Below are 22,481 nucleotides of genomic sequence, written 5' to 3'. Positions count from 1 at the left end.
ACAGAGAAATCGCAGAGGGAATTTCGGAAGGCACCGGAATGCCCTCTACCGTTCGTACGGTGAGCGCCCCACCGCCCGCCGTCAGAAGAGCGCGCCGACTCGGCTGGCCGCAGCGGGTCTTCTCCCAGGTCCTGCTGATGCAGCTGGCCATCGCCACCGGCGTCACCGTACTCGCCACCGGCCTCTTCCTGGCGCCCCTCAGCGCCCAGCTGGACGACCAGGCTATGCGTCGCGCACTGGCCATCGCGCAGAGCACGGCGGCCCAGCCGGAGATCGCCGAGGCGCTGCTCGCCACGGCTCCGGCCTCCGCCGGTCCCGTGCAATCCGCGGCCGAGCGGATCAGACGCGCCACCGGCGCCGAGTACGTCGTCGTCATGGACCGGCGCGGGGTGCGCTGGTCACACACCGACACCGACCAGATAGGCAAGGTCGTCTCCACCGACCCGAGCGACGCACTCGCGGGCCGGAACGTCATGGAGATCGACAACGGCACGCTCGGCCGCTCGGCCCGCGGGAAGGTACCGCTGCGCGACGAAGCGAACCGGATCGTCGGCGCGGTCTCGGTCGGTATCTCCTACGACAGTGTCCGCGCCCGGCTGCTCGCGGCGATTCCCGGACTGCTCGCGTACGCCGGCGGGGCGCTCGCCGTCGGGGCGCTGGCCGCCTGTCTGATCTCCCGACGCCTCCAGCGGCAGACCCATGACCTCGCCTTTTCCGATATCTCCGCGCTGCTCACCGAGCGCGAGGCGATGCTGCACAGCATCCGGGAAGGGGTCGTAGCACTCGACGGGCACGACCGCATCCGACTCATGAACGACGAGGCTCAGCGGCTGCTCGGGCTCGGCCCCGATGCCGCGGGCCGCACGCTCGACACTGTGTTCGGCGAGGGGCGGACCGCGGATGTGCTGGCCGGCCGGGTGGTCGGCGACGATCTGCTAACAGTTCAGGGCACCCGGGTCCTGCTCGCCAACCGGATGCCGACCGATGACGGCGGCGCCGTCGCCACCCTCCGCGACCGCACCGAACTCGAGCATCTCGGCCCCGAACTCGACTCCACCCGTGGCCTGATCGACGCGCTGCGGGCCCAGGACCACGAGCACGCCAACCGGCTGCACACCCTCCTGGGGCTGCTGGAGTTGAACATGCACGAGGACGCCATGGAGTACGTCACCGAGATCGTCGGCGTCCACCGGGCGACGGCCGAGCAGGTCACCGAGAAGGTGCGTGACCCACTGCTGGCCGCGCTCCTGGTCGGCAAGGCCACGGTCGCGGCGGAGCGCGGCGTCGCCCTGCGCATGGCGCCCGGGACCCTGCTGCCGAACCGGCTCGTGGACCCTCGCGGGCTGGTCACCGTCGTCGGGAATCTCGTGGACAACGCACTGGACGCGGCGGCCGGAACACCCGGCGCCCGGACCGAGGTGGGCCTCCACGCCGAGGGCCGGACGGTGGTGCTGCGGGTCCGTGACAGCGGCCCAGGGGTTCCGGCCGCGCAGCGCGCATTGATCTTCACGGAGGGCTGGTCGACGAAGGAGCTCCCGGCCCACGGCAGACGCGGTCTGGGACTCGCACTGGTGCGGCGGCTGGCGGAACGGCAAGGTGGCAGCGTGACGGTCGACGGGGCCGCGGACGGCGGCGCCGACTTCACCGTCGTACTGCCGGAGGCCCTCGGCGATCCGGACATGACGGACCCGGAATCGACCGAATCGGAAACGGCTGAACCGGAAGCCACAGAACCGAACACCGGCATCGCGGGAGAGACCCAGTGATCGGGGTCCTGGCCGTGGACGACGACATCAGGGTCGCGAAGGTCAATGCGGCCTATGTGTCCAGGGTGCCGGGATTCCGGGTGACCGCCCGGGCGCACTCCGCCGCCGAAGCCCTCGCGGCGATCGAGGAACAGCGTGTGGACCTGGTCCTGCTGGACCACTACATGCCCGGCCGCAACGGTCTGTCGATGTGCGGGAACTTCGCAGACTCGGTCACCACACCGATGTGATGGAGAGTGCGCCTGACCTTGCGGTACGGCGAGACGGGCCGCCCGGAACACCGCTACACCTGGTCCACCGGCGGTCAGGCCTGAAAGCCCCGGCCGGTACGGCGCAGGCATGCGGCTACACCGCCCCCGCCCCGGTCAGCGCACGGACCTCGGTCTCCGCATGCTTGGCGGCGTCGGGCGGTTCGGTGGAGGTGACCGTGCCGACCCAGCCGGCCAGGAAGCCCAGCGGAATGGAGACCAGGCCGGGGTTCTCCAGGGGGAAGAGCTGGAAGTCGGCGCCGGGGAAGAGTGAGTTCGGGCTGCCGGAGACGACCGGGGAGAGCAGTACGAGCAGCACGGCGGGGATCAGCCCGCCGTAGACGGACCAGACCGCTCCGCGGGTGGTGAAGTTCCGCCAGAACAGGGAGTACAGCAGCACCGGGAGATTGGCCGAAGCGGCGACGGCGAAGGCAAGCCCCACCAGGAACGCCACATTGAGGTCCTGGGCGACCAGGCCGAGCCCGATGGCGGCCACCCCGATCCCGGCTGCGGCGACCCGGGCCACGGTGACCTCGCTGTACTGCTTGGACCGCGGGCGCCTGAGCGAGGCGTAGAGGTCATGGGCCACGGAGGCGGAAGAGGCGAGGGTGATCCCCGCGACGACGGCGAGGATGGTCGCGAAGGCGACGGCAGCGACCACGGCGAACAGAATCGTCCCCCCGGTGGATCCTTCGCCGCCGCCGAGCTCCAGGGCCAGCAGTGGAACCGCGGTGTTTCCCGCAGAATTCGACGCCCGCACCTCGGCCGAACCGACCAGTGCCGCCGCCCCGAATCCCAGCGCGATCGTCATCAGGTAGAAGCTGCCGATGAGCCCGATGGACCAGACGACCGAACGGCGGGCCGTACGGGCTGTGGGCACGGTGTAGAACCGCGACAGGATGTGCGGCAGCCCCGCCGTACCGAGTACCAGCGCCAGGCCCAGGCTGATGAAATCGATGCGTGCCGTCCAGGTTCCGCCGTACCGGAGCCCGGGCGAGAGGAACCGGCTTCCATGCCCGCTCCGTTCGGCGGCGGAGTTGAGCAGGGCGTTGAAGTCGCCGTGGAAGCGGAGCAGGACGAGCACGGTGAGCACGACCGCCGCCACCATCAGCAGAACGGCCTTGACGATCTGGATCCAGGTCGTGGCGCGCATCCCGCCGAGCGACACATAGATCACCATGAGCGCCCCGACACCGATGACGGTCCAGGAACGGGCGGCACCGCTCGTACCGCCGAGGAGCAGCGCGACCAGGCTTCCCGCGCCGACCATCTGTGCCACCAGATAGAGCACCGAGACGGTAACGGACGAGGTGCCCGCGGCGATCCGGACCGGGCGCTCCGCCATCCGCGCCGCAACCACGTCGGCGAGCGTGAACCGGCCACAGTTGCGGACCAGTTCGGCGACCAGCAACAGGACGACCAGCCACGCGACGAGGAACCCTACCGAGTACAGCATGCCGTCGTAGCCGAAGAGCGCGATCAGCCCCGAGATGCCGAGGAAGGACGCGGCCGACATGTAGTCCCCGGCGATGGCGAAACCGTTCTCCATGGGGGAGAACAGCCGACCTCCCGCGTAGAACTCCTCGGCCGAGCCGTGCCGGTTACGGCTCACCCAGGTGGTGATGGCGAGCGTCACTGCGATGAAGGCGCTGAACAGCAGGAGCGCCAGCGTCTGGTGGTTCCCGTTCAACGCCCGATCCCCCGCGTCATCTCCTGTGTCTCCCACCGCAGATCGAGCGCGGCCCGGTCCCTGCACAGCCGCGCGTGCCGCGCGTACGCCCCGGTGAGAAGGAACGTCGTGAGGAACTGCCCGAGCCCCGCGACCATCGCGACATTGACCGCTCCGGCCACCGGACGGGCCATCAGTCCGGGTGCGGTGATCGCGACGACGACGTAGGCGAGGTACCAGACGAAGAAGGCAAGGGTTGCCGGGATGACGAACCGCCGGTACCGACGGCGCACTTCCTGGAACGCCTCGCTGCGCTGCACCTCCAGATAGATCTCGGCCGCACTGTGGCCGCGCTGCGGGTCCGCCGACCGCGGACGCCCGGCGGGAGCGAAGCCCCGCGCATCCAGCTCGCCCCAGCCGGAGGCCGGCGCGTCGCACCACGGGTCGTCGAGCCGCATCGCTGCGGCCTCACGCCCTGCTTCCTTCTCCACCGAACAACTCCCCTTGTCCACGGACCACTTCGGCCGCGTATCCAAGAATGGGCAGATCAGGAAGATCCCGGGCACTTCATTCGCCGGTCTTCACCTCTTCAGGTGAAGGTCGACCCGGGCGACTGTGCGAGGCCCCGAACGTACGCATAACGAACGGTCTGCCTCCGGTCGCGCACTCCGGCCTTGGCGAAGAGTTGAACGCCTTCGGCGCTACGGAGCGACCGGTTCAGGAGATCGGCTCAGGGGTTGATCACGGGTGGAGACGCCGTCTCCGCCCGTGGGTGGAGACGCCGTCTCCGCCCGTGGGTGGAGACGGCGATGCTCAGACGTCGATGCGCGAGCGGTCCAGCGTGGCGGCCGAGCTGGCGATGAACTCCTTGCGCGGTGCCACGTCATTGCCCATCAGCAGGTCGAAGACGTGCTCCGACGATTCCAGATCACCGATGTTGATCCGCCGCAGGGTGCGGTGGCGGGGGTCCATCGTGGTCTCCGCCAGCTGGTCGGCGTCCATCTCGCCCAGGCCCTTGTACCGCTGGATCGAGTCCTTGTACCGGACGTTCTTCCGCTGGAGCTCCAACAGCCGTTGGCGCAGCTCATTGTCGGAGTACGTGTAGATGTACTTGTCCTGGCCCTTCTTGGGCTGGACAAGCTCGATCCGGTGCAGCGGGGGTACGGCGGCGAAGACCCGGCCCGCCTCCACCATGGGCCGCATGTAGCGCTGGAACAGGGTCAGCAGCAGACAGCGGATGTGCGCACCGTCGACGTCGGCGTCCACGAGCAGGACGATCTTCCCGTAGCGGGCGGCGTCGATGTCGAAGGTACGCCCCGATCCGGCCCCTATGACCTGGATGATCGCACCGCACTCGGCGTTCTTCAGCATGTCCGAGACGGACGACTTCTGGACATTGAGGATCTTTCCTCGGATCGGCAGCAGCGCCTGGAACTCGCTGTTCCGCGCGAGCTTGGCCGTACCGAGCGCGGAGTCGCCCTCGACGATGAAGAGCTCGCTGCGGTCCACGTCGTCGCTGCGGCAGTCGGCGAGCTTCGCCGGCAGCGAGGAGGACTCCAGCGCTGTCTTGCGGCGCTGTGCGTCCTTGTGCTGGCGGGCCGCGATGCGCGTGCGCGCAGCCGCCACGGCCTTGTCCAGGACCGCCCTGGCCTGGGCCTTGGCATCGCGCTTCGTCGAGGTCAGGAACGCCTTGAGCTCCTTGGAAACGACGGCGGCAACGATCCGGTTGGCCGCCGAGGTGCCGAGCACCTCCTTGGTCTGGCCCTCGAACTGTGGCTCCGCCAGCCGTACGGTGACGACCGCGGTGAGGCCCTCCAGCGCGTCGTCCTTGACGATGTCGTCCTCGGCGACGCGGAGAAGCTTGGCCGACCGCAGTGCCTCATTGACCGTCTTGGTCACGGAGCGTTCGAATCCGGTCACATGGGTGCCGCCCTTGGGGGTGGCGATGATGTTGACGAAGGACTTGAGATTGGTGTCGTATCCGGTGCCCCAGCGCATGGCGATGTCTACGACGAGTTCACGAGTGACCTCGGTCGCCGTCATGTGACCGCGCTCGTCCAGGACCGGGACGGTCTCCTTGAATGTGCCCTGGCCGGTCAGACGCAGGACGTCACAGACCGCCTTGTCCTGGGCGAGGTACTCGCAGAATTCACTGATTCCACCGTCGAAGCGGAAGGTCTCCTCGGTCTTGCCCTGGCCATCGAGGCCACGCTCGTCGCGAACGACGATCGTGAGACCGGGGACGAGGAAGGCCGTCTGCCGCGCCCGCTGGTGGAGCGTCTCCAGGTTGAGCTTGGCATCCTTGAGGAAGATCTGCCGGTCCGCCCAATAACGCACCCTGGTTCCGGTGCGCGCCTTCGGTACCCGCTTGCCCTTGCGCAGGCCGTTGGCCGGGTCGAAGGGGCTGTCCGGCCCCTGCTCGGTGAAGATGCCGGGGACTCCGCGGCGGAAGCTGATCGAGTGGGTCGCGCTGTTGCGGTCGACCTCGACGTCGAGCCGGGCGGAGAGCGCGTTGACCACAGAGGCGCCCACGCCGTGCAGACCGCCGGACGCGGCGTACGAGCCGCCGCCGAACTTTCCGCCGGCGTGCAGCTTGGTCATCACGACCTCGACGCCGGACAGGCCCGTCTTGGGCTCGACATCGACCGGGATACCGCGCCCGTTGTCCCGGACCTCCACGGAATTGTCGTCGTGGAGGACGACCTCGATGTGATCGCAGTAGCCGCCCAGGGCCTCGTCGACGGAGTTGTCGATGATCTCCCAGAGGCAGTGCATGAGGCCGCGGCTGTCGGTGGACCCGATGTACATCCCGGGACGCTTGCGAACCGCTTCGAGCCCCTCAAGTACGAGCAGGTGCCGCGCGGTGTAGTTGGAACCGTCTCGGTCTGCTCCGGTCAGCAGCGCAGTGGACGGCACGGACGTATCGGCGGTCACGCGGTTCGCTCCTCGCTGAATTTCATTTGAGGCCCAAGTGGGTAACGGGCTCGGCTTCGGTCGCCGCTGAGAGGGTACCGAGGCCTGGTAGAGCGGTTGTAACGCCACCCTCCGAGAACCCTCACACTAGTCCAGCCTCGCATACACGTTCGATCCCTCGCGGGAGTGACGCGCACATCACGTTCCCTTCCAGGCATGAACCATTTAGGCTCCGGGCACGTCCTCATGAACAAACCGGCAAGCCAGCCGGGAGGATCCACACAAGACAAGCAACGCGAAACCGTAGCGCTACGCAATACGGCACATTCGCCGCCAACCGGCAACAGACAGCCATCTTGAGAAGAAGTTTCGAAGAAAAGCCACGAGCGGGAACGTTTTCGGCCTGGTTGGATGTTGACCCTGGTACGACAGCTCGTCGAGCTAGAGAAGAGGCGACGTGACTACTGTTCTGACCCCCGCGAGCCCGCTGACCGCAGCAGATCGCTGTGACCGTTGCGGCGCCCAGGCATATCTGCGCGTCGTCCTGATCAGCGGCGGTGAGCTGCTCTTCTGCGCCCACCACGGTCGCAAGTTCGAGCCGGAACTCAAGAAGATCGCCGCGGAAATACAGGATGAGACGGACCGGCTGACGGCTGTGCAGGCCCAAGCCGCCGAAGAGGAACAACACTGACACCTCGCATCCACGACGAGCCAGGGCCAGGTTCCGGACCGGCCGATGGGCGGCTTCCCAAGAGGAAGCCGCCCATTCTCGCGCCTACGCGGTGCTGTCGTTCAGCTACCGTCCGGCATCCAGCCGATGGCGGCCGAGATCCGGGTGTACACGCCGGGACTTCCCGCCCTGCCGCAGCCGTTCCCCCAGGACACCAGCCCGATGAGCCGCCCACGGGCCACCAGCGGCCCTCCGCTGTCGCCTTGGCATGAGTCACGCCCGCCCTGCAGTTCGCCCGCGCAGAGCATCGCCGAGGCGTCGTACGTGCCATCCCTGCCGCCCGGGTACGCCTGCGCGCACAGGCTGTCCGGCAGGACGCTCACTTGGGCGGCGCGGAGTGACGACGCGTAGTCGCCGTTCCCGGTCGTGTCACCCCACCCGTAGACGACGGCACCCGCACCCGGCTCGTATGCCGCGTCACCGGATTCGGCCATCGGGATCACGCTCGTCGCGGGCAGCGCGTCGGCCAGAGCAAGCACGGCTAGGTCCCCCGCGTTCGTGAGGGGGTCGAATCGCGGATTGCTCCACGTCGCCTCGACCCGTACCTCTTTCCCGCCTACCCCGGGAAGGACGTCCCGGCCTGAGATGATCCGCAGATCGCGCACTTTGCCGGCATCGACTCCGAGCGCCTCCCTGCTCAGGCAGTGCGCAGCGGTCAGCACCTTCTTCGGCGCGACCACGACGCCGCCGCAGAACTGGCCGGCACGCGTATCTCCGAACCGGTCCCGACTGGACAGCGCCACGACCCAGGGGCTGTCCTTGACGTGTGCGGGCTGACCACCGATGACGATGCTGTCCGAAACAGCCGGAGCGGAGGATCCGGGCGGCACCGCGGCCGTGGCGGCCACCAGGGCGAGCACCCCGGTCATGGCGTGGAAGACGGTCCGGGACATGCGCACTCCTGACTCTGTGGTGAACCATTTCCCACCCAGAGTCATCCGACCTGCCATGGATCGCACCCGCAGATAGGCCGAGGGCCCGACTCCCTTGCGGGATCCGGGCCCTCGTCCGTGTTCTTCGGCGACCTGGTCCGTGTACTCGTACGACCTAGTCGAGGTAATCGCGCAGCACCTGCGAACGCGACGGGTGGCGCAGCTTCGACATGGTCTTCGACTCGATCTGACGGATGCGCTCGCGCGTCACGCCGTAGACCTTGCCGATCTCGTCCAGCGTCTTCGGCTGGCCGTCGGTGAGACCGAAGCGCATCGAAACCACGCCGGCCTCACGCTCGGAGAGCGTGTCGAGCACCGAGTGCAGCTGCTCCTGGAGAAGCGTGAAGCTGACCGCGTCGGCCGGGACGACCGCCTCGGAGTCCTCGATCAGGTCACCGAACTCGCTGTCCCCGTCCTCACCCAGTGGGGTGTGGAGGGAAATCGGCTCGCGACCGTACTTCTGGACCTCGATGACCTTCTCGGGGGTCATGTCGAGTTCCTTGGCCAACTCCTCCGGCGTGGGCTCGCGACCCAGGTCCTGGAGCATCTGGCGCTGCACGCGGGCGAGCTTGTTGATGACCTCCACCATGTGCACCGGGATACGGATGGTGCGGGCCTGGTCGGCCATGGCGCGGGTGATGGCCTGACGGATCCACCAGGTGGCGTACGTGGAGAACTTGTAGCCCTTGGTGTAGTCGAACTTCTCGACCGCGCGGATCAGACCGAGGTTGCCTTCCTGGATCAGGTCCAGGAAGAGCATGCCGCGGCCGGTGTAGCGCTTGGCCAGCGAAACCACGAGGCGGAGGTTGGCCTCCAGCAGGTGGTTCTTGGCGCGGCGGCCGTCCTCGGCGATGATTTCCAGCTCGCGCTTGAGCTTCGGTGCGAGCTTGTCGGAGTTCGCCAGCTTGTCCTCGGCGAACAGACCCGCCTCGATGCGCTTGGCGAGCTCGACCTCCTGTTCGGCATTGAGGAGAGGAACCTTGCCGATCTGCTTCAGGTAGTCCTTGACCGGGTCGGCGGTGGCGCCGGCTACGGCGACCTGCTGCGCAGGTGCGTCGTCCTCGTCGTCGTCGGAGAGGACGAAGCCCTTGTTCTCGCCCTCGCTCTCCTCTTCCTCGCCCTTGCCGGCCTTTACTTCCTCGGCCGCCTCGTCGCCGTCGAGGAGCTCGTCGTCCTGCTTTCCGGACTTCTTCGTTGTTGCCTTCTTGGCCGCCGTCTTCTTCACGGCGGTCTTCTTGGCAGCCGTCTTCTTGGCTGCCGCCTTCTTCGCAGGGCCGGCCGCGGCAGCGTCGTCAGCCACCACGTCCACGGTCTCTGCCGATGGGGCGGCAGTGGCCGCGACCGTCCTGGTCACGGTCGTCTTGGCCGCGACAGTCTTGGTGGCGGTGCGCTTGACCGGGCTCTTTGCTGCGACGCTCTTGCGGGCACGTTTGGACGGCTCCGCGGCACTGACCATCAGCGTCACACCCTCTTCCTCGAGGATCTGGTTGAGGCTGCGCAGAACATTCTTCCACTGGGTTGGCGGAATCTGGTCAGCCTCGAAGGCCCGACGCACGTCATCGCCGGCGATCTGCCCATCAGCCTTTCCCCGCTCGATGAGCGCCATCACAGACTCGGACTCGGCGATCTCCGGCGGGAGCGTACGGGATGTGCTGGCCGACACGAACAACCTCTCGGAACGATGGAAACGGCTTCCGGTCCGGCCCCGGAGGGCTGGAACCGACGACCGCCGGGCTGGGAATGTACCGACGGCGCGGGTTTGGCCTCAGAACTGCACAGCGCACTGAATGGCTGCTGTATTCCTTCCGCGGCGGTCACCTCTTAAGTCATCGCACTGTTTCGAGGAGTGTTACGCCCAATCCGCGTGGCCCGAGTCACACCTCATTTGCGACGAACCTGACCATGGGTGCGATCCCACCACAATTGTGCCGCCGGACCGTAGGGGCCCGGCGACACGTGGTTCGTACACCCTGGCCGTGCTGCACTCAGTGCTCGCGGGGGGCGGGCACCACCCGTTCCACCTCGGGGTGGACGACGAGCAGTTGATGCATGGCCGCCTCGGCACCGGCCGAGTCGCCCGATGCGAGGGCGTCGACGATGCGTGCATGGTGGCCGAGGGACGCCTCTGTGGGGCGGTCACAGCCCGTGACAGGGCCACCCGAGACCTGCAGCGCCGCGGAAACGATGCCGGAGAGGTGCTCGAGCATGCGATTGCCCGCCGCCTGGATGAGCAGGGAGTGGAATTCCGCGTCGGCCCGTGAACAGGTGACCCCATCCCCCTGTCCGAGCGCGTGCCCCATGATCTCGACCATGTCACCGAGGCGCTGCTGAATGTCCTCGCGACCGTGGCCTGCAGCGAGACGGGCCGCGAGCGGTTCGATCGTCCACCGGAGCTCGCCCAGCTCGCGGCGCTGGTCCTCACGCTGGGGGCCGAAGGCGCGCCATTCGATGATGTCGGGGTCCAGTAGGTTCCAGTCACTGACCGGGCGGACCCGGGTACCCACATTGGGCCGGGCGCTGACCAGGCCTTTGGCCTCAAGAACGCGCAGCGATTCGCGTACGACGGTGCGAGAGACCTCGAAACGCTGACCGATCTCCTCCGGCACGAGGGGCCGGTCGGCACCCAGATCACCGGAGACGATCATCTGGCCCAGCTGCTGAACGAGTTGGCCGTGGAGGCCGCGGCCTCGACTGGCCGAGCCCCGTCGGCCCGCCCGGCCGAGGTCGGCATCGGGACCGTCCCAGGAGCGAAGAGGGGCACGCTCGCCGGCCGGCGCCTCCGCATACGGGTAGCGGTCGAGTTCACCCGGGCCGGCGAGGCCGGAATCGGCGGAGCGGGCGGCGGTCATCGTGGTGTGCGCAAGGGTACTCACGCATCCTTTGTCGGCGCGGCTCACCCGACCCTTGAGGTCTTTGGTGAAAAGCACACGAAAGGGTGATCGGCACCCGCCCCCCAATTGACGCCTTATCGGCGGAAATCGGGCACCTTCAAGGAAGTTGCCCGGCCTGGAGCGATCCGATGCAACCCTGTGATCACCAACGAACCCTGCTGCGAAGGCTGGTGAACAGATACGCACAGATCAGGGCCGACAACGACAATGACAGCGCGGTGCCCACGGGGTGCGCCACCACGCGCACGGCAGCCGCCACCCATCGATCCGTCTCGTACGGCCAGCGCGGCCACACCAGCTCGCGAAGCCTGCCCGGGAGTCCGGCGACCGGCCGGGGGGTCACCCCTGCCAGCGCATATTGGACAAATGGGACGACGAGTACGGGAACGGCGAGCACGGCGGCGACTCCGGCCGTCGTCACCCTGAACACTCCGGCGGCCAAGAGGCCCGCCCAGGCGCAGCCGACATTCAGTCCCGCCCAACCCGCGCCCAGAAATGCCGAGTTCGGTGGCATCTCGATCAAATCGTCGCCGTACACCAGGTGAATGGTTTCGGCGGACGCCAGCACGACAAGCACGGCGAGCACCAGGGCGACGCCTGCTGACACCACCAGCTTGGCGAGAAGCAATCCCAGACGCCGGGGGACGGTGCCTCGGCCCGCGGCGAGCGCCGGGTAGCGGAACTCGTCGCCGAAGGAGAGGGCGCCGATCAGTCCGGCCCCGACTGCCGCGGGTGGCAACGGCAGCAGCGACGGCCAGGCCGCCAGCATCTTCGGCAGCTGAGCATGGCCGGAGCGGGCGAGGAGGAGGGAGAGCCCGACTGAGGCGACAAGAACGGCTGCCACGACCAACATTGTTGTTCTGACGCCGAAGAGGCGGCGCAGTTCGTATCGCAGCGGGTGGAGCGGACCGCGGGCCGAGCGGCGGCGGATCGGCGGGAGCAGCTCCGAGCCGGAGGCCGACGCGGCCGGTCGCGGTTCGGCCTCCCTTCCACCGGGGTCTACTGGATCCGTGGGCTCTGTGGGATGTACGGGATCCGCGTCGGCAATCTCGTCGGCGAGTCGATGCACCGGGAGCCCATGCCGGAATGCCGCGTCGCCGACTTCCGCGCAGGTGGAACCGTAGACGGAGAGACGGCCGCTTGCTTCGGTGACCACCTCGACCGAGCGCCTGGCCGCTCGGGCCTCACGGGTGAGGACGGCAGCGAGGCGGGCTGCGTGCGGGGTCCGGATCGCGACCCGGGGGCGAAGACGGGTCCGTGAGAAGTCGCCCGCACTCTGGTCGGCGACGAGACGTCCGCTGTCGATGGTGACCACGTGGTCGGCGGCGCGCGCGGCTTCCTTGGGATCGGCCGTGGTGTAGAGAACGGTGCCGCCCTGGGTGGCGTGCGCCTGGAGCAGGCCGTGCAGCCAGCACTCCTCACGCGAAGAGAGACCTTCTGCGGGATCGTCGAGGACGAGGGTGTGCGGGTCGCCGAGCAGCGCCGAAGCCAGGGCGAGCAGGCGGTCCATGCCGAGTGAGAGTGTGCCGACGCGCTGGTCCCGGAGTCCGGCGAGGCCTACGACCTCGAGCAGTTCGTCGGCCCGGGATGCCGGTACGCCTGCGGCGGCGCAGAGCATACGGAGCTGACCGCGGACGGTGCGGGCGGGATGCCCCGGTACGTCCCCGAGGAGCACTCCCACCTCCCGCGCCGGGTGCGGAATGCGGTGCAGCGGTCTGCCCCGGAAGTAGGCACTCCCCCGCCCCGGGTCCAGTTCGAGCATCAGACGGAGGGCGGAGGTCTTACCCGAGCCGGGGGCACCCAGAAGCGCGGTGACGTGGCCTGGTCGGGCCTCGAAGGTGAGGTCATGCACGGCGGCGGCCGGAAGGCCGCGGCGGGGGGCACTAGTGAGTCCGATGGCCTGGAGCATCGCTTCTCTCGCGGAAGGTGAGACCGCTCGGCGGCAGGGCGGTACCGCAGCAAGATAACGCGACATATCCGACTTTTAGTGCAGCATCGACCTTGTGGGCGTTCCGCAAGGTCAGACTTCCGGCCTCAGCATCGGCGGGTTGAGCACTGTGGCCGCGCCGGCCCGGAAAAGCTGGGCAGGGCGACCGCCCTGCCGAGTGGTCGTTCCGCCGGCAGGAACCAGGAAGCCTGGCGTACCTGTCACTTTGCGGTGAAAATTCCGCGGGTCGAGAACGACGCCCCACACCGCCTCATACACCCTCCGAAGCTCACCGACCGTGAACGCCGGCGGGCAGAAAGCGGTGGCCAGAGAGGAGTACTCGATCTTGGAACGCGCCCGTTCCACGCCGTCGGCCAGGATCTGCGCATGATCGAAGGCGAGCGGGGTCTGGTCTTCGCCCTCATGACCGAGCCCGCTCTCCGGCCCGAGCAGATCCTCGACCGGTGCCCAACGCGCGCTGTTCGCATCGCCGCCTGCCCGCGGCGCCGGCAGGTCAGGGGCCAGCGCGAGGTGAGCGACGCTGACGACCCTCATCCGGGGGTCACGGCCGGGGTCACCGTAAGTGGCTAGCTGCTCAAGATGGGCACCGTTGCCGACCGCCGGGGCTGCAGGGTCCTGGGCGCACAGTCCGGTCTCCTCGACGAGTTCGCGCGCTGCTGCGGCTCCGAGATCCTCATCGGCTTTGACGAAGCCGCCGGGCAGCGCCCATCGCCCCTGGAATGGCGGCTCGCCTCGGCGCACCACCAGCGCACAGAGCGCATGACGGCGCACCGTGAGCACAACCAGGTCGACGGTGACAGCGAAGGGCGGGAAGGTCGACGGGTCGTAGGGCGGCATGCGGTGATCATAGTCGTCTGCCTGACGATAAACACTCCCTTCGCCGTGCTCGTAGGCATTACTACGTTTGCCACGCACCGATGGCTGAGGATCGCCGCTCTCCGGGGGCCACTCACCGCCCGGGAACGTCCGGGGCGGTGACCACCGACACCCGGAGATCACCGAGTCCCGCACCACGTCGATTCCTCTGGCGCCATCCCTTGCGGCATGGGCTTCGAACCACGGTCAGCCCTTGGCGCGCCACCGACTTCGTCTCGGGGGATTGCGTGCGGCGTCAAGCCGGTGTCGCACGGAGCGCCGACCGGCCCCGGCCCCCGGGTGAGGGCCGCCGGCAACGTCCACGGCATCGTCGGCCCGGTGCGGGGCGAGCCGGCGGGAGAGTGCCCGCAAGGCTGCGCACGTCGACACCCTCCGGGCCTGCGCTCTCCGTGCGGTGGGGACCGGGGATCTCGGTACCGGACCTTCGATGAGAGGTGTCGCAGCGCGACGAGGGGTGGCAGTCATCGACCGCTCCTGGACCCTCGACGGCTCGGGGAGACTTGCCCGGACCGGCGTCGGACAACAACTGCTTCGGGGCGAGTGGAGCCGGAAGAGGTCTTCCTCCGCCGAGTGGCGGTCGGGCGTACGGTGCGAGGCCGCGTCCGGTCCGGGCGTGGGCGCCCGTCCGTCCTACGCTCGCCCCGGAGACAGCGGCGCAGCGTCTCCGGGTCGAGCCCCTGGTTGCACGCCTCGTGGAGGAGCTGAGCAAAGGTGTACCCAGGGTCCACTCGCAGAGCGAGACCAAGCGCGACCCGTGCACCCGGTTCATCGCCTGTCGACCAGGAGACCCACCCGGCCAGGGTCAGCGGCGCCGCGGCATGCTCCTCGTACGGCGCGACACAGCGACGGGCCAGCGCCCGCCAGAGCCGCAACGCGGAATCGGCTTCGGGTCCTTCCATCCATTCCGCGGCCTTGTCGCGGGTTTCCCGGTCCTGCAGTCCGAGGATCACCGCAGCGGCCTCGTCATGGCTGATCAGCCGGTCGTCATTGACGTCCGACGCGGAGGGTGCCGCCATCGGCGCCTCCCTGAGGCGTTTCATGAGCCTTCGGACGAGTCCCAAGGTCTCCCGGGCCACGCCTTTCCGTCCCGCCTCGTCGAGAATCTTTGGCACCAGTTCGGCTCCGGCCGAGTCGAGTGCCCGTTGCTGGTCTGCCGCCGCCCCGGTGTTCAGCGGTTCGAGCCTGGCCTCCATCTCCCGCAGCGTTCCGCGCACTTGAATGCCCGCGTACGCGGCGGCGGCCGCCATCACAGAGGTGCCGGGCAGAGCCATCTGGTTCCCTTCCGCCGGGCAGCAGCGCTTGTCCGGGCAGCAGTACGACCAGTACCGGCCACCAGAAATGCAGAGTGCTTCGAGTACGGGTACGTCGAGGGCGCCGCAGGCCGTACGCAGGTGCTGGGCAAGCGGACGCAGCCGCTCCATCGTCTGGCTGCCGCTCTCGTCCTGGGCAGGATCCTGGCAGAGGAAGATGACGATCGCGTCAGGGCGCTCCCCACGCCGCTCGCTTCCCTTGATCAGGCACTCGGCAAGCTGCTCGGCGACGGACGCCCATTCTTGGGGTGACTGAGGGATGCCGAGCCTGAGCCGCCCGCCGAAGCGGCCCCGGCCGCCGTGCAGGGCGACCATGACCACGCTGTCGTTCGGGTGGAACCCCATGAGATACGGGAGGGCGTCTGCGAGTTCGGCAGGCCCCCGCAGGGTGATCTGCTGCTCGTCTACGGGACCGGTGGATTCGTGGTGCTGGTTCATGGCATGACCGTCCCGCGGGCGGCCAAAATCCGCGACCCCTGTGGATAACTTTATCCACAGCGGTGCGGGGTCGTTCGCGGTTTGTCATAGTCATCGGGTTGCATGGGGGCATGACCAACGCAGACCGCGCAGAGCTAAGGGCTTCGGCCGACTCCGTACTTGCCCGACTCGTCGGGGACACCTCAGGTGCTGCGCGACTGCGGGAGGACCAGTGGCGGGCCATCGAGGCACTCGTTGCCGACAAGCGCAGGGCCCTGGTCGTCCAGCGAACCGGCTGGGGCAAGTCCGCCGTGTACTTCGTCGCGACATCGCTGCTCCGGGCGCGGGGCGGCGGGCCGACCGTGATCGTCTCGCCGCTGCTGGCGTTGATGCGCAACCAGGTCGCGGCGGCGGCCCGGGCAGGAATCAGCGCCCGCACGATCAATTCGTCCAACGCCGAGGAGTGGGACACCGTCCAGGCCGAGGTTGCGGCCGGGGAGGTGGACGTGCTGCTGGTCAGTCCCGAGCGGCTCAACAATCCCGATTTCCGGGACCAGGTCCTGCCCCGGCTTGCCGCCACGACCGGGCTCCTCGTGGTCGACGAGGCGCACTGCATTTCCGACTGGGGCCATGACTTCCGGCCCGACTACCGACGTCTGCGGACCATGCTGGCCGATCTGCCCGCCGGCGTACCCGTGCTGGCGACCACGGCCACCGCGAACGCGCGGGTGACCTCGGATGTCGCGGAGCAGCTGGGCACCGGCGCGGGTACGGATGCTCTCGTACTGCGTGGACCGCTGGACCGGGAGAGCCTCAGCCTCGGCGTCCTTCAACTGCCCAATGCCGCACACCGGCTGGCCTGGCTGGGCGATCACCTCAAGGAACTTCCCGGCTCGGGGATCATCTACACGCTGACGGTCGCGGCCGCCGAGGAGATCACCACGTACCTGCGCCAGTGCGGGCACACAGTGGCGTCCTACACCGGCCGCACCGAAAACGCCGACCGCCAACAGGCTGAGGACGACCTCCTTGCCAATCGCGTCAAGGCCCTGGTGGCAACGTCCGCGCTGGGCATGGGATTCGACAAGCCCGACCTGGGTTTCGTCGTTCATCTCGGCTCCCCCTCCTCCCCCATCGCCTACTACCAACAGGTAGGACGCGCGGGCCGCGGCGTCGAGCGTGCGGAGGTGCTGCTGCTCCCGGGCAAGGAGGACGAGGCGATCTGGCAGTATTTCGCATCGGTTGCCTTCCCTTCCGAGGAGCAGGTCCGGCGGACGATCGATGCTCTCGCCCAGGCGGGCCGACCGCTTTCGCTGCCGGCTCTGGAGCCGTTGGTCGACCTGAGACGCACCCGGCTGGAGACCATGCTCAAGGTTCTCGACGTCGATGGCGCCGTCAGGCGGGTGAAGGGCGGCTGGATCGCCACGGGTGAGCCCTGGGTGTACGACTCCGAGCGCTATGCCTGGGTGGCCCGCCAACGGGCCTCCGAGCAGCAGGCGATGCGCGAATACGCGACGACGAACGGCTGCCGGATGGAGTTCCTGCGCCGCCAGCTGGACGACGAGAATGCAACCGCATGCGGACGTTGTGACAACTGCGCGGGAGCCCGCTTCGACGACCACGTGTCCGGTGCCGCACTGGACGGTGCCCGGGGCGAACTCGCCAGGCCCGGCGTGGAGGTGGAGCCCCGCAAGATGTGGCCGACCGGTCTCGCCGCTGTGGGTGTCGACCTCAAGGGCCGTATTCCTGCGGGAGAGCTCTCGTTCCCCGGCCGTGCGCTGGGTCGGCTCTCCGACATCGGCTGGGGCAACCGGCTGCGTCCGATGCTGGCGGCACAGACGGCAGATGCCCCCGTGCCGGACGACGTGACGAACGCGGTCGTGAGTGTGCTGGCCGACTGGGCCAAGGGACCCGGGGGCTGGGCCTTTGGGGGTGAGGACACCGCACCCCGGCCGGTCGGAGTGGTCACCATCGCCTCGCACAGCAAGCCGCAGCTCATCCAGTCGCTCGGCAGCCGCATCGCCGAGGTCGGCCGGATGCCCCTGCTGGGCACTGTCACCTATGCGCCGGAGGCCGATGCTGCGCGGATCTCGCAGACCAACAGCGCGCAGCGTGTTCGGGCTCTGCACGAAGCATTGGTCGTGGAGCCCGAGCTGGCCGACGCCTTGGCCACGGCGGGCGGTCCCGTACTGCTCGTGGACGATCTCTCGGACACCGGCTGGACACTGGCCGTGGCGGCCCGACTGCTGCGCCGGGCCGGGGCGCAGGGGGTGTTTCCGCTGGTCCTCGCCGTTCAGGCGTGATGGGAGGCGTCATCCGGGCACGGCATGGGCAGGGATATCAGAGTCATTCCGGCTGATTCCCGTCAGCTACGCCAATTGCTCGTTGCCGCCCGCCGATACGCCAGGAAGAATTGGACTCGCTCCCCGCACGACCCTTTCGCGCCCCTGAAGGGCTGTGCCGCGGTGCGCCCTCACTCGACCCTGCCCGCACCATGGGCGCGTATGCGAAGGGAGGACCGTGACCTTCGGATTCGCTCCGTCCGCAGCCACTTCGATATCGGCGTCTTCGGCATCCGTCGACTCCGCCAACCGCCTTGCCAGGATGCTCGAACCGGCCGAGTGGGCAGAAGCGGGTATACCGTTGCTGCGCAACCCCCGCGAGGTGGTCAGCGGCATGCACGCCCGGCACCGGCCCGCACCGGAAACCGCTGTCGTCGCCGTACTCGATCACGAGGAACGCCTCACGGCCAGCGCCTCGTTCGCCCGCCGCTCCACAACCGCGGACGGCTGGGAGTTCCGCAACGCGCTGCTGGCGCACATGCGCCGAGTGATTCCGCACGACCTTCGCCGCCGCACGCCCGTCCGCACCGCCGTGCTGCTCTACTGCCGTGAGGGCGACGAGCGTTGGACGGAGGAGGACGGGGCATGGATGTGGGGCCTGCGGGACGCATGCACGTTGCATGGCCTGCGGTGCGGTGCGTACATCACGCTCACCCGCGGCGGCTGGCAGGTGTTGGGCGAGGGCCGGGGCGGGCGTCGACCCAACTCCACAGCGCAGCCGTCCGCGCTCGCCGAAACGTCGCTGGACCCAAATCCGATCCCGCTGCGCACCGGCGGCGGTGCGGCTCAGGCACTGCGGCGCACCGCAGCACGCTGACCCGTGGTCGCGGGCCCGGCCGCCATTTCGGGCAGCCGGGTCACCACGGTTCCTTACGGATCAGACCCCGGCGCCGAGCTCTGCGTTGATCCGCTGCGGGTCCCCGCACACGATCAGCAGGGCACCTGCTCGTTCACGGGCACCCGAGAGCACACCGGCAACGGCGTCACCACCGTCGCCGTTGACAGCGACGACCACTACCGACCGGGGCTTGAGCCGGTCCGTGGCTGCGGCACCGGCGAAGAAGACATCGTCTCCGGCTTCGTGCTGCGCCCAGTAGGCGGCCTCACCGAAGGTGAGTTCGTGCGCAGCCCACGGGTGCTGTTCTCCCGTGGTGAGCACCAGGATGTCGCCCGGCGCGCGTCCGGAGTCGAGCAGCAGATCCACCGCTTCGTCGGCGGCGTCGAGCGCACCGGCGGCCGAGGAGGGGATCAGCTGGATCTGCGGTGCGGAACGATTCTCCGACCGGGCCGCCTGCGGCTGGCCGGAGCTGGAGTGCGGGCGCTGCGCCGGCGGCGCGGGCCTCGCGGGGCCGGGTCCCGGGCGACCCGGGCGCGGCATGGCCGCTGAACGCGGACCGGGTACAGGACGGGGGGTCGACGCGGTGCGGCCTGCGGCCGGAGTGACGCGGGGACCCTGGGCGCTCTCGTGAATCTGAGGCTCCTCGGGGGTGAGAGGCATGGGTGGTTGTCTATCAAACGCCGACGCGCAAGGCATCAGCGGGTGGGTACATGTGCGCGATCAGAAGTCGAAGCCGAGCTGGCCCCCGCTTTCCAGTGCAGCCGCCTCGGCGGAGAAGCGGATCTTCTTGAGGTGCTGCCACCTGGGCAGCGCGTCGAGGTAGGACCACGAAAGGCGGTGAAGGGGTGTGGGCCCCCACTCCTCCAGCGCGGCCCGGTGCACGGGCGACGGGTAGCCGGCGTTGGCGTCGAAGGCGAAGGCGGCGTACTCGCCGGAAACCGCGCCCAGTTCGGCCATCATCGTGTCCCGGCGAACCTTCGCGATCACCGAAGCTGCCGCGACCGCGATACAGGACTGGTCGCCCTTGATCACAGTGCGGACCTGCCAGGGCTCTCCCAGGTAGTCGTGTTTGCCGTCGAGTATCACCGCGTCGGGTCGGACCGGCAGGGCTTCGAGGGCGCGCACGGCGGCGAGGCGGAGTGCAGCCGTCATGCCCAGGTCGTCGATCTCCTGTGGAGAAGCATCTCCCAGAGCGAACGCGGTGACCCAGCGCTCCAGCAACGGGGCCAGCTCCGCGCGGCGCTTGGGGCTGATCAGCTTGGAGTCGGTGAGTCCGGCGGGAGGTCTGCGAAGGCCGGTGACGGCCGCGCACACAGTGACCGGTCCCGCCCACGCTCCGCGTCCGACCTCGTCGACACCGGCGACGGTCTTGGCACCAGTGGTCGCGCGCAGTGAGCGCTCGACGGTGTGCGTGGGTGGTTCGTACGGCATGGCGCCTGTCAGCGTACGCCGATGGGTACGCCGACAACACCCCGGGGCGCCCGCCGGCCGACCCGGCAGCACGCCGAGCCGCGGAACGGTTTGCGGCACGGTCGTGGCCCTCGGCATTCAGTTTGCTGCCGTACACACGTCCACTGAGTCGGATGTACGCAGTCGGCACTCACGAACGGTTGTGCCGAAGCCGGGAGAACTCCACTGAGGATCACGGATTGGAGGTGCTCCCTGGTGCCTGCGTCACATCCGTGAAGCACGGAACGCAGCGCGGAACGATGCGCCGCCTGGACCTGTCGGGCCGGGCCAGCTCACATCAGTACGGGTCGTAGGGGTCGTACTGATCGTCTTCGTCACCGCCGCGGTCGCCACCACCGCCGCTCGTACGCGAAGCGTCGCAGCTCCGTGCCAGGCCGTTCGAACTCCGCTTTCTCAGAATGTCCCGGGCCCGCGCCTCGCCCCAGCTCGTGGCGTACCACGGGGTGTCCGAGGATCGCAGCGACCGTTCGATGTCCTTGAGGGCGCAGGAGCGCAGTGGTTCGGGCAGCGTGTCCAGGGCCGGTACGGCGTCGGCCGAGAGGCCCCGGAGGTAGTCGATGTCGATCGAATGGTCGTTGCGGTACCGCTGAACGTTCTGCTCCGCGATCAGCCCATCGGGCGAGACCAGTCCGAACGCGAGCACGGCGACGGCTGCGCTGGCGGCGACGGCGCGCGGCAGCAGGCGGGCGCCGAACACTCCGGCCGCCATGATCAGGACGAGAACCACGCCGAGCCAGAGTTCCACCGCAGCCACGGATATACGCAGCCTTGTCAGACCGTACGCATCGACGTACAGGTCCATACGCCTCAGTGCGGACGCCACGACTACGAGGGTGAGCAGGCACAGCGTGCCGAGCACGCTCCGTACGAGAGTGCGGTCGCTCCCCACTCCGCGAGGAGCCCAGCGCAGGGCGATCGCGATCACCAGCAGCGTGAGGAGCGTGGCCCAGAGAAGCTGCCAGAAACCCTGACGGGCGTATTGGGAGTAGCTCAGATCGGTTTCGGCCATCACCTTGTCGTATCCGCCAAGCAGCACGGTGAGCTGGATGGCGATGAAGGCGGCGAACAGCATATTCAGCACGATGAGCGGCAGGGCCCATTCCAGCCGTCCGCGAGCCTTCCCCGGACGAACGGTGATGCCGTCCCACCGGACCGGTGCGGCTGCGCTGTACGCGGCGGCAAGCGCACCGACCAGGCCGATCACGAAGAGAAACAGACGCCAGGGGCTGCCGCCCACCGAAACATCCGGAATCAGGTTGCCGAGCACATCGGCGAAGGCGGCATCGGCGCTTGCGAACAGTGCCCCGAACACGATGAGCAGAACGACCGCCACGCCAGTGGTGCGGAACACGACTCCGAGCCGACCCCGGGAGCCTGCCATCCGTTCGCGCACTCCTCGCCCGCCCCAGGCCAGGCCGTCGGCGATAGAGCTGAACAGGCCCAGTGAGCCGAGAAACACCCCGAGCCAACTGCGACTGCCGTGCAGAGCGAGTGAGCCCAGTGCGACAGCCGATACGACGGCCAGGAAGGTAGGCCATCCAGCGTCCCGAAGGGCCGGGACCGCGAGGAGCGCAAGGCCGCCGACAGCCCAGACAGCTGTCCACGGACGGAGCCGGCGACCGGCCGCCTGTGCGGCGAAGCAAGCCGCGAGCGCTGCGGGAACCGCGACGATCAGAAGGTTCGGGCCGAGGCCGTCACCCAACAGGAAGGCGCTCAGCATCGCGGTGGCCAGGACGGAACAGAGTGTCGCGCTCCGGATGGCGGCGGGCTTGGCCGGGCGAAGTCGCGAGACCGCCGGGGCCTGGGGTCTGCCTTGCTGCCAGGGGTTGGGCGGGCGCTGTTGTCCATCCTGTTGCGCGTGGACCGACACCTTCTGCGGCTCGGCGGCTGCGCCGCGGGGCTCCTGCGTCGGAGCCTTCGGCATCCCGGCCGTCCCGGGCGTCCCGGCCCGCTCCGACAGCTCGGACCCCTCAGACCGCTCGGATGCCTCGGGGACATCTTCCGGCCGAGGTGTTTCTGACGTGTGATCGGACATGGGACCCCTCCCCCACCGGGGGCTGCACGCACCGCCACTGGGCAGCGCGGGAGGCACCCCGGCGTCTCATTTCGGCGCGCGCCCTTCACGATGATC

16 protein-coding genes and 1 pseudogene are annotated in these 22,481 nt (G+C 68.7%); 5 read left to right on the top strand and 12 right to left on the bottom strand.

The features are described from left to right. Positions 1 to 59: 59 nt before the first annotated feature. Positions 60 to 1,766 carry an ATP-binding protein gene (locus tag ACZ7L9_RS23690; protein ID WP_471417823.1) on the top strand — a complete coding sequence of 569 codons (1,707 nt, stop codon included), beginning with the start codon at positions 60 to 62 and terminating at the stop codon, positions 1,764 to 1,766. Then, positions 1,763 to 2,031, top strand: a pseudogene (locus ACZ7L9_RS23685) (response regulator); the annotation flags it as partial. The gene ACZ7L9_RS23690 and the pseudogene ACZ7L9_RS23685, both read left to right, overlap by 4 nt. An 80-nt stretch (positions 2,032 to 2,111) precedes the next feature. Here ACZ7L9_RS23685 and ACZ7L9_RS23680 read toward each other — a convergent pair. From ACZ7L9_RS23680 to ACZ7L9_RS23670, 3 genes are all read right to left on the bottom strand, one after another. Beyond that, a complete protein-coding gene (locus ACZ7L9_RS23680) occupies positions 2,112 to 3,704 on the bottom strand; it encodes a solute symporter family protein (RefSeq protein WP_471417821.1) in 1,593 nt (530 codons plus the stop codon). Then, positions 3,701 to 4,141: a DUF485 domain-containing protein gene (locus tag ACZ7L9_RS23675; RefSeq protein WP_471418003.1), complete on the bottom strand. Its 441-nt coding sequence runs from the start codon at positions 4,139 to 4,141 to the stop codon at positions 3,701 to 3,703. The genes ACZ7L9_RS23680 and ACZ7L9_RS23675 overlap by 4 nt, the downstream gene beginning before the upstream one ends. A gap of 355 nt (positions 4,142 to 4,496) precedes the next feature. Further along, the gene (locus ACZ7L9_RS23670; RefSeq protein ID WP_471417818.1) at positions 4,497 to 6,617 is read right to left on the bottom strand and encodes a DNA gyrase/topoisomerase IV subunit B; all 2,121 of its coding nucleotides are present in this window, start codon (positions 6,615 to 6,617) and stop codon (positions 4,497 to 4,499) included. 436 nt (positions 6,618 to 7,053) lie between these two features. Between ACZ7L9_RS23670 and ACZ7L9_RS23665 the strand changes: the two genes are divergently transcribed. Beyond that, entirely contained in the window at positions 7,054 to 7,287 is a 234-nt protein-coding gene (locus ACZ7L9_RS23665) for a DUF7455 domain-containing protein (protein ID WP_024489001.1), read from the top strand. Positions 7,288 to 7,388: 101 nt separating this feature from the next. On the opposite strand, the gene ACZ7L9_RS23660 is transcribed toward ACZ7L9_RS23665, so the two are convergent. The 6 genes from ACZ7L9_RS23660 to ACZ7L9_RS23635 form a co-directional block, all read right to left on the bottom strand. Next, entirely contained in the window at positions 7,389 to 8,219 is an 831-nt protein-coding gene (locus ACZ7L9_RS23660; RefSeq protein ID WP_471417816.1) for a serine protease, read from the bottom strand. Positions 8,220 to 8,373: 154 nt separating this feature from the next. Then, the gene (locus tag ACZ7L9_RS23655) at positions 8,374 to 9,921 is read right to left on the bottom strand and encodes an RNA polymerase sigma factor (RefSeq protein ID WP_471417814.1); all 1,548 of its coding nucleotides are present in this window, start codon (positions 9,919 to 9,921) and stop codon (positions 8,374 to 8,376) included. Positions 9,922 to 10,243: 322 nt separating this feature from the next. After that, complete coding sequence (locus tag ACZ7L9_RS23650) at positions 10,244 to 11,131, bottom strand: FadR/GntR family transcriptional regulator (RefSeq protein WP_471417812.1); 888 nt, start codon at positions 11,129 to 11,131, stop codon at positions 10,244 to 10,246. A gap of 160 nt (positions 11,132 to 11,291) precedes the next feature. After that, on the bottom strand, positions 11,292 to 13,058 hold the full coding sequence (locus tag ACZ7L9_RS23645) for an ATP-binding cassette domain-containing protein (protein WP_471417810.1): 1,767 nt from the start codon (positions 13,056 to 13,058) through the stop codon (positions 11,292 to 11,294). Between the two features lie 111 nt (positions 13,059 to 13,169). Beyond that, positions 13,170 to 13,934, bottom strand: coding sequence for an NUDIX hydrolase (locus ACZ7L9_RS23640; protein ID WP_471417808.1), 765 nt, complete (start codon positions 13,932 to 13,934; stop codon positions 13,170 to 13,172). 500 nt (positions 13,935 to 14,434) lie between these two features. Next, entirely contained in the window at positions 14,435 to 15,721 is a 1,287-nt protein-coding gene (locus tag ACZ7L9_RS23635; protein WP_471417806.1) for a DUF4192 domain-containing protein, read from the bottom strand. 110 nt (positions 15,722 to 15,831) lie between these two features. Here ACZ7L9_RS23635 and ACZ7L9_RS23630 point away from each other — a divergent pair, with 110 nt between their 5' ends. Then, complete coding sequence (locus tag ACZ7L9_RS23630; RefSeq protein WP_471417804.1) at positions 15,832 to 18,003, top strand: RecQ family ATP-dependent DNA helicase; 2,172 nt, start codon at positions 15,832 to 15,834, stop codon at positions 18,001 to 18,003. 217 nt (positions 18,004 to 18,220) lie between these two features. Then, the gene (locus ACZ7L9_RS23625; RefSeq protein ID WP_471417802.1) at positions 18,221 to 18,859 is read left to right on the top strand and encodes a hypothetical protein; all 639 of its coding nucleotides are present in this window, start codon (positions 18,221 to 18,223) and stop codon (positions 18,857 to 18,859) included. Between the two features lie 60 nt (positions 18,860 to 18,919). Here the strand turns inward: ACZ7L9_RS23625 and ACZ7L9_RS23620 are convergent, their stop codons facing one another. The 3 genes from ACZ7L9_RS23620 to ACZ7L9_RS23610 all read right to left on the bottom strand — a co-directional run bounded on the left by ACZ7L9_RS23620 (position 18,920) and on the right by ACZ7L9_RS23610 (position 22,385). Beyond that, the gene (locus ACZ7L9_RS23620; RefSeq protein ID WP_471417800.1) at positions 18,920 to 19,540 is read right to left on the bottom strand and encodes a hypothetical protein; all 621 of its coding nucleotides are present in this window, start codon (positions 19,538 to 19,540) and stop codon (positions 18,920 to 18,922) included. A 60-nt stretch (positions 19,541 to 19,600) separates the two neighbouring features. Next, positions 19,601 to 20,311 carry a ribonuclease HII gene (locus tag ACZ7L9_RS23615; protein WP_471417799.1) on the bottom strand — a complete coding sequence of 237 codons (711 nt, stop codon included), beginning with the start codon at positions 20,309 to 20,311 and terminating at the stop codon, positions 19,601 to 19,603. A gap of 316 nt (positions 20,312 to 20,627) precedes the next feature. After that, positions 20,628 to 22,385 carry a DUF4153 domain-containing protein gene (locus tag ACZ7L9_RS23610; protein ID WP_471417798.1) on the bottom strand — a complete coding sequence of 586 codons (1,758 nt, stop codon included), beginning with the start codon at positions 22,383 to 22,385 and terminating at the stop codon, positions 20,628 to 20,630. Positions 22,386 to 22,481: the final 96 nt, after the last annotated feature.

The sequence above is a fragment of the Streptomyces sp. NPDC111516 genome, from assembly GCF_055635345.1.
Note: the sequence above shows the minus strand (reverse complement) of the source record. Positions and strands in the feature narration are given on the sequence as shown.

Bases quoted from the DNA above. Each gene is read 5' to 3' on its own strand.
- ACZ7L9_RS23675 (WP_471418003.1), bottom strand. From the start codon at position 4,141: ATGCGGCTCGACGACCCGTGGTGCGACGCGCCGGCCTCCGGCTGGGGC.
- ACZ7L9_RS23660 (WP_471417816.1), bottom strand. From the start codon at position 8,219: ATGTCCCGGACCGTCTTCCACGCCATGACCGGGGTGCTCGCCCTGGTG.
- ACZ7L9_RS23645 (WP_471417810.1), bottom strand. From the start codon at position 13,058: ATGCTCCAGGCCATCGGACTCACTAGTGCCCCCCGCCGCGGCCTTCCG.
- ACZ7L9_RS23640 (WP_471417808.1), bottom strand. From the start codon at position 13,934: ATGCCGCCCTACGACCCGTCGACCTTCCCGCCCTTCGCTGTCACCGTC.
- ACZ7L9_RS23635 (WP_471417806.1), bottom strand. From the start codon at position 15,721: ATGAACCAGCACCACGAATCCACCGGTCCCGTAGACGAGCAGCAGATC.
- ACZ7L9_RS23630 (WP_471417804.1), top strand. From the start codon at position 15,832: ATGACCAACGCAGACCGCGCAGAGCTAAGGGCTTCGGCCGACTCCGTA.
- ACZ7L9_RS23620 (WP_471417800.1), bottom strand. From the start codon at position 19,540: ATGCCTCTCACCCCCGAGGAGCCTCAGATTCACGAGAGCGCCCAGGGT.
- ACZ7L9_RS23615 (WP_471417799.1), bottom strand. From the start codon at position 20,311: ATGCCGTACGAACCACCCACGCACACCGTCGAGCGCTCACTGCGCGCG.
- ACZ7L9_RS23610 (WP_471417798.1), bottom strand. From the start codon at position 22,385: ATGTCCGATCACACGTCAGAAACACCTCGGCCGGAAGATGTCCCCGAG.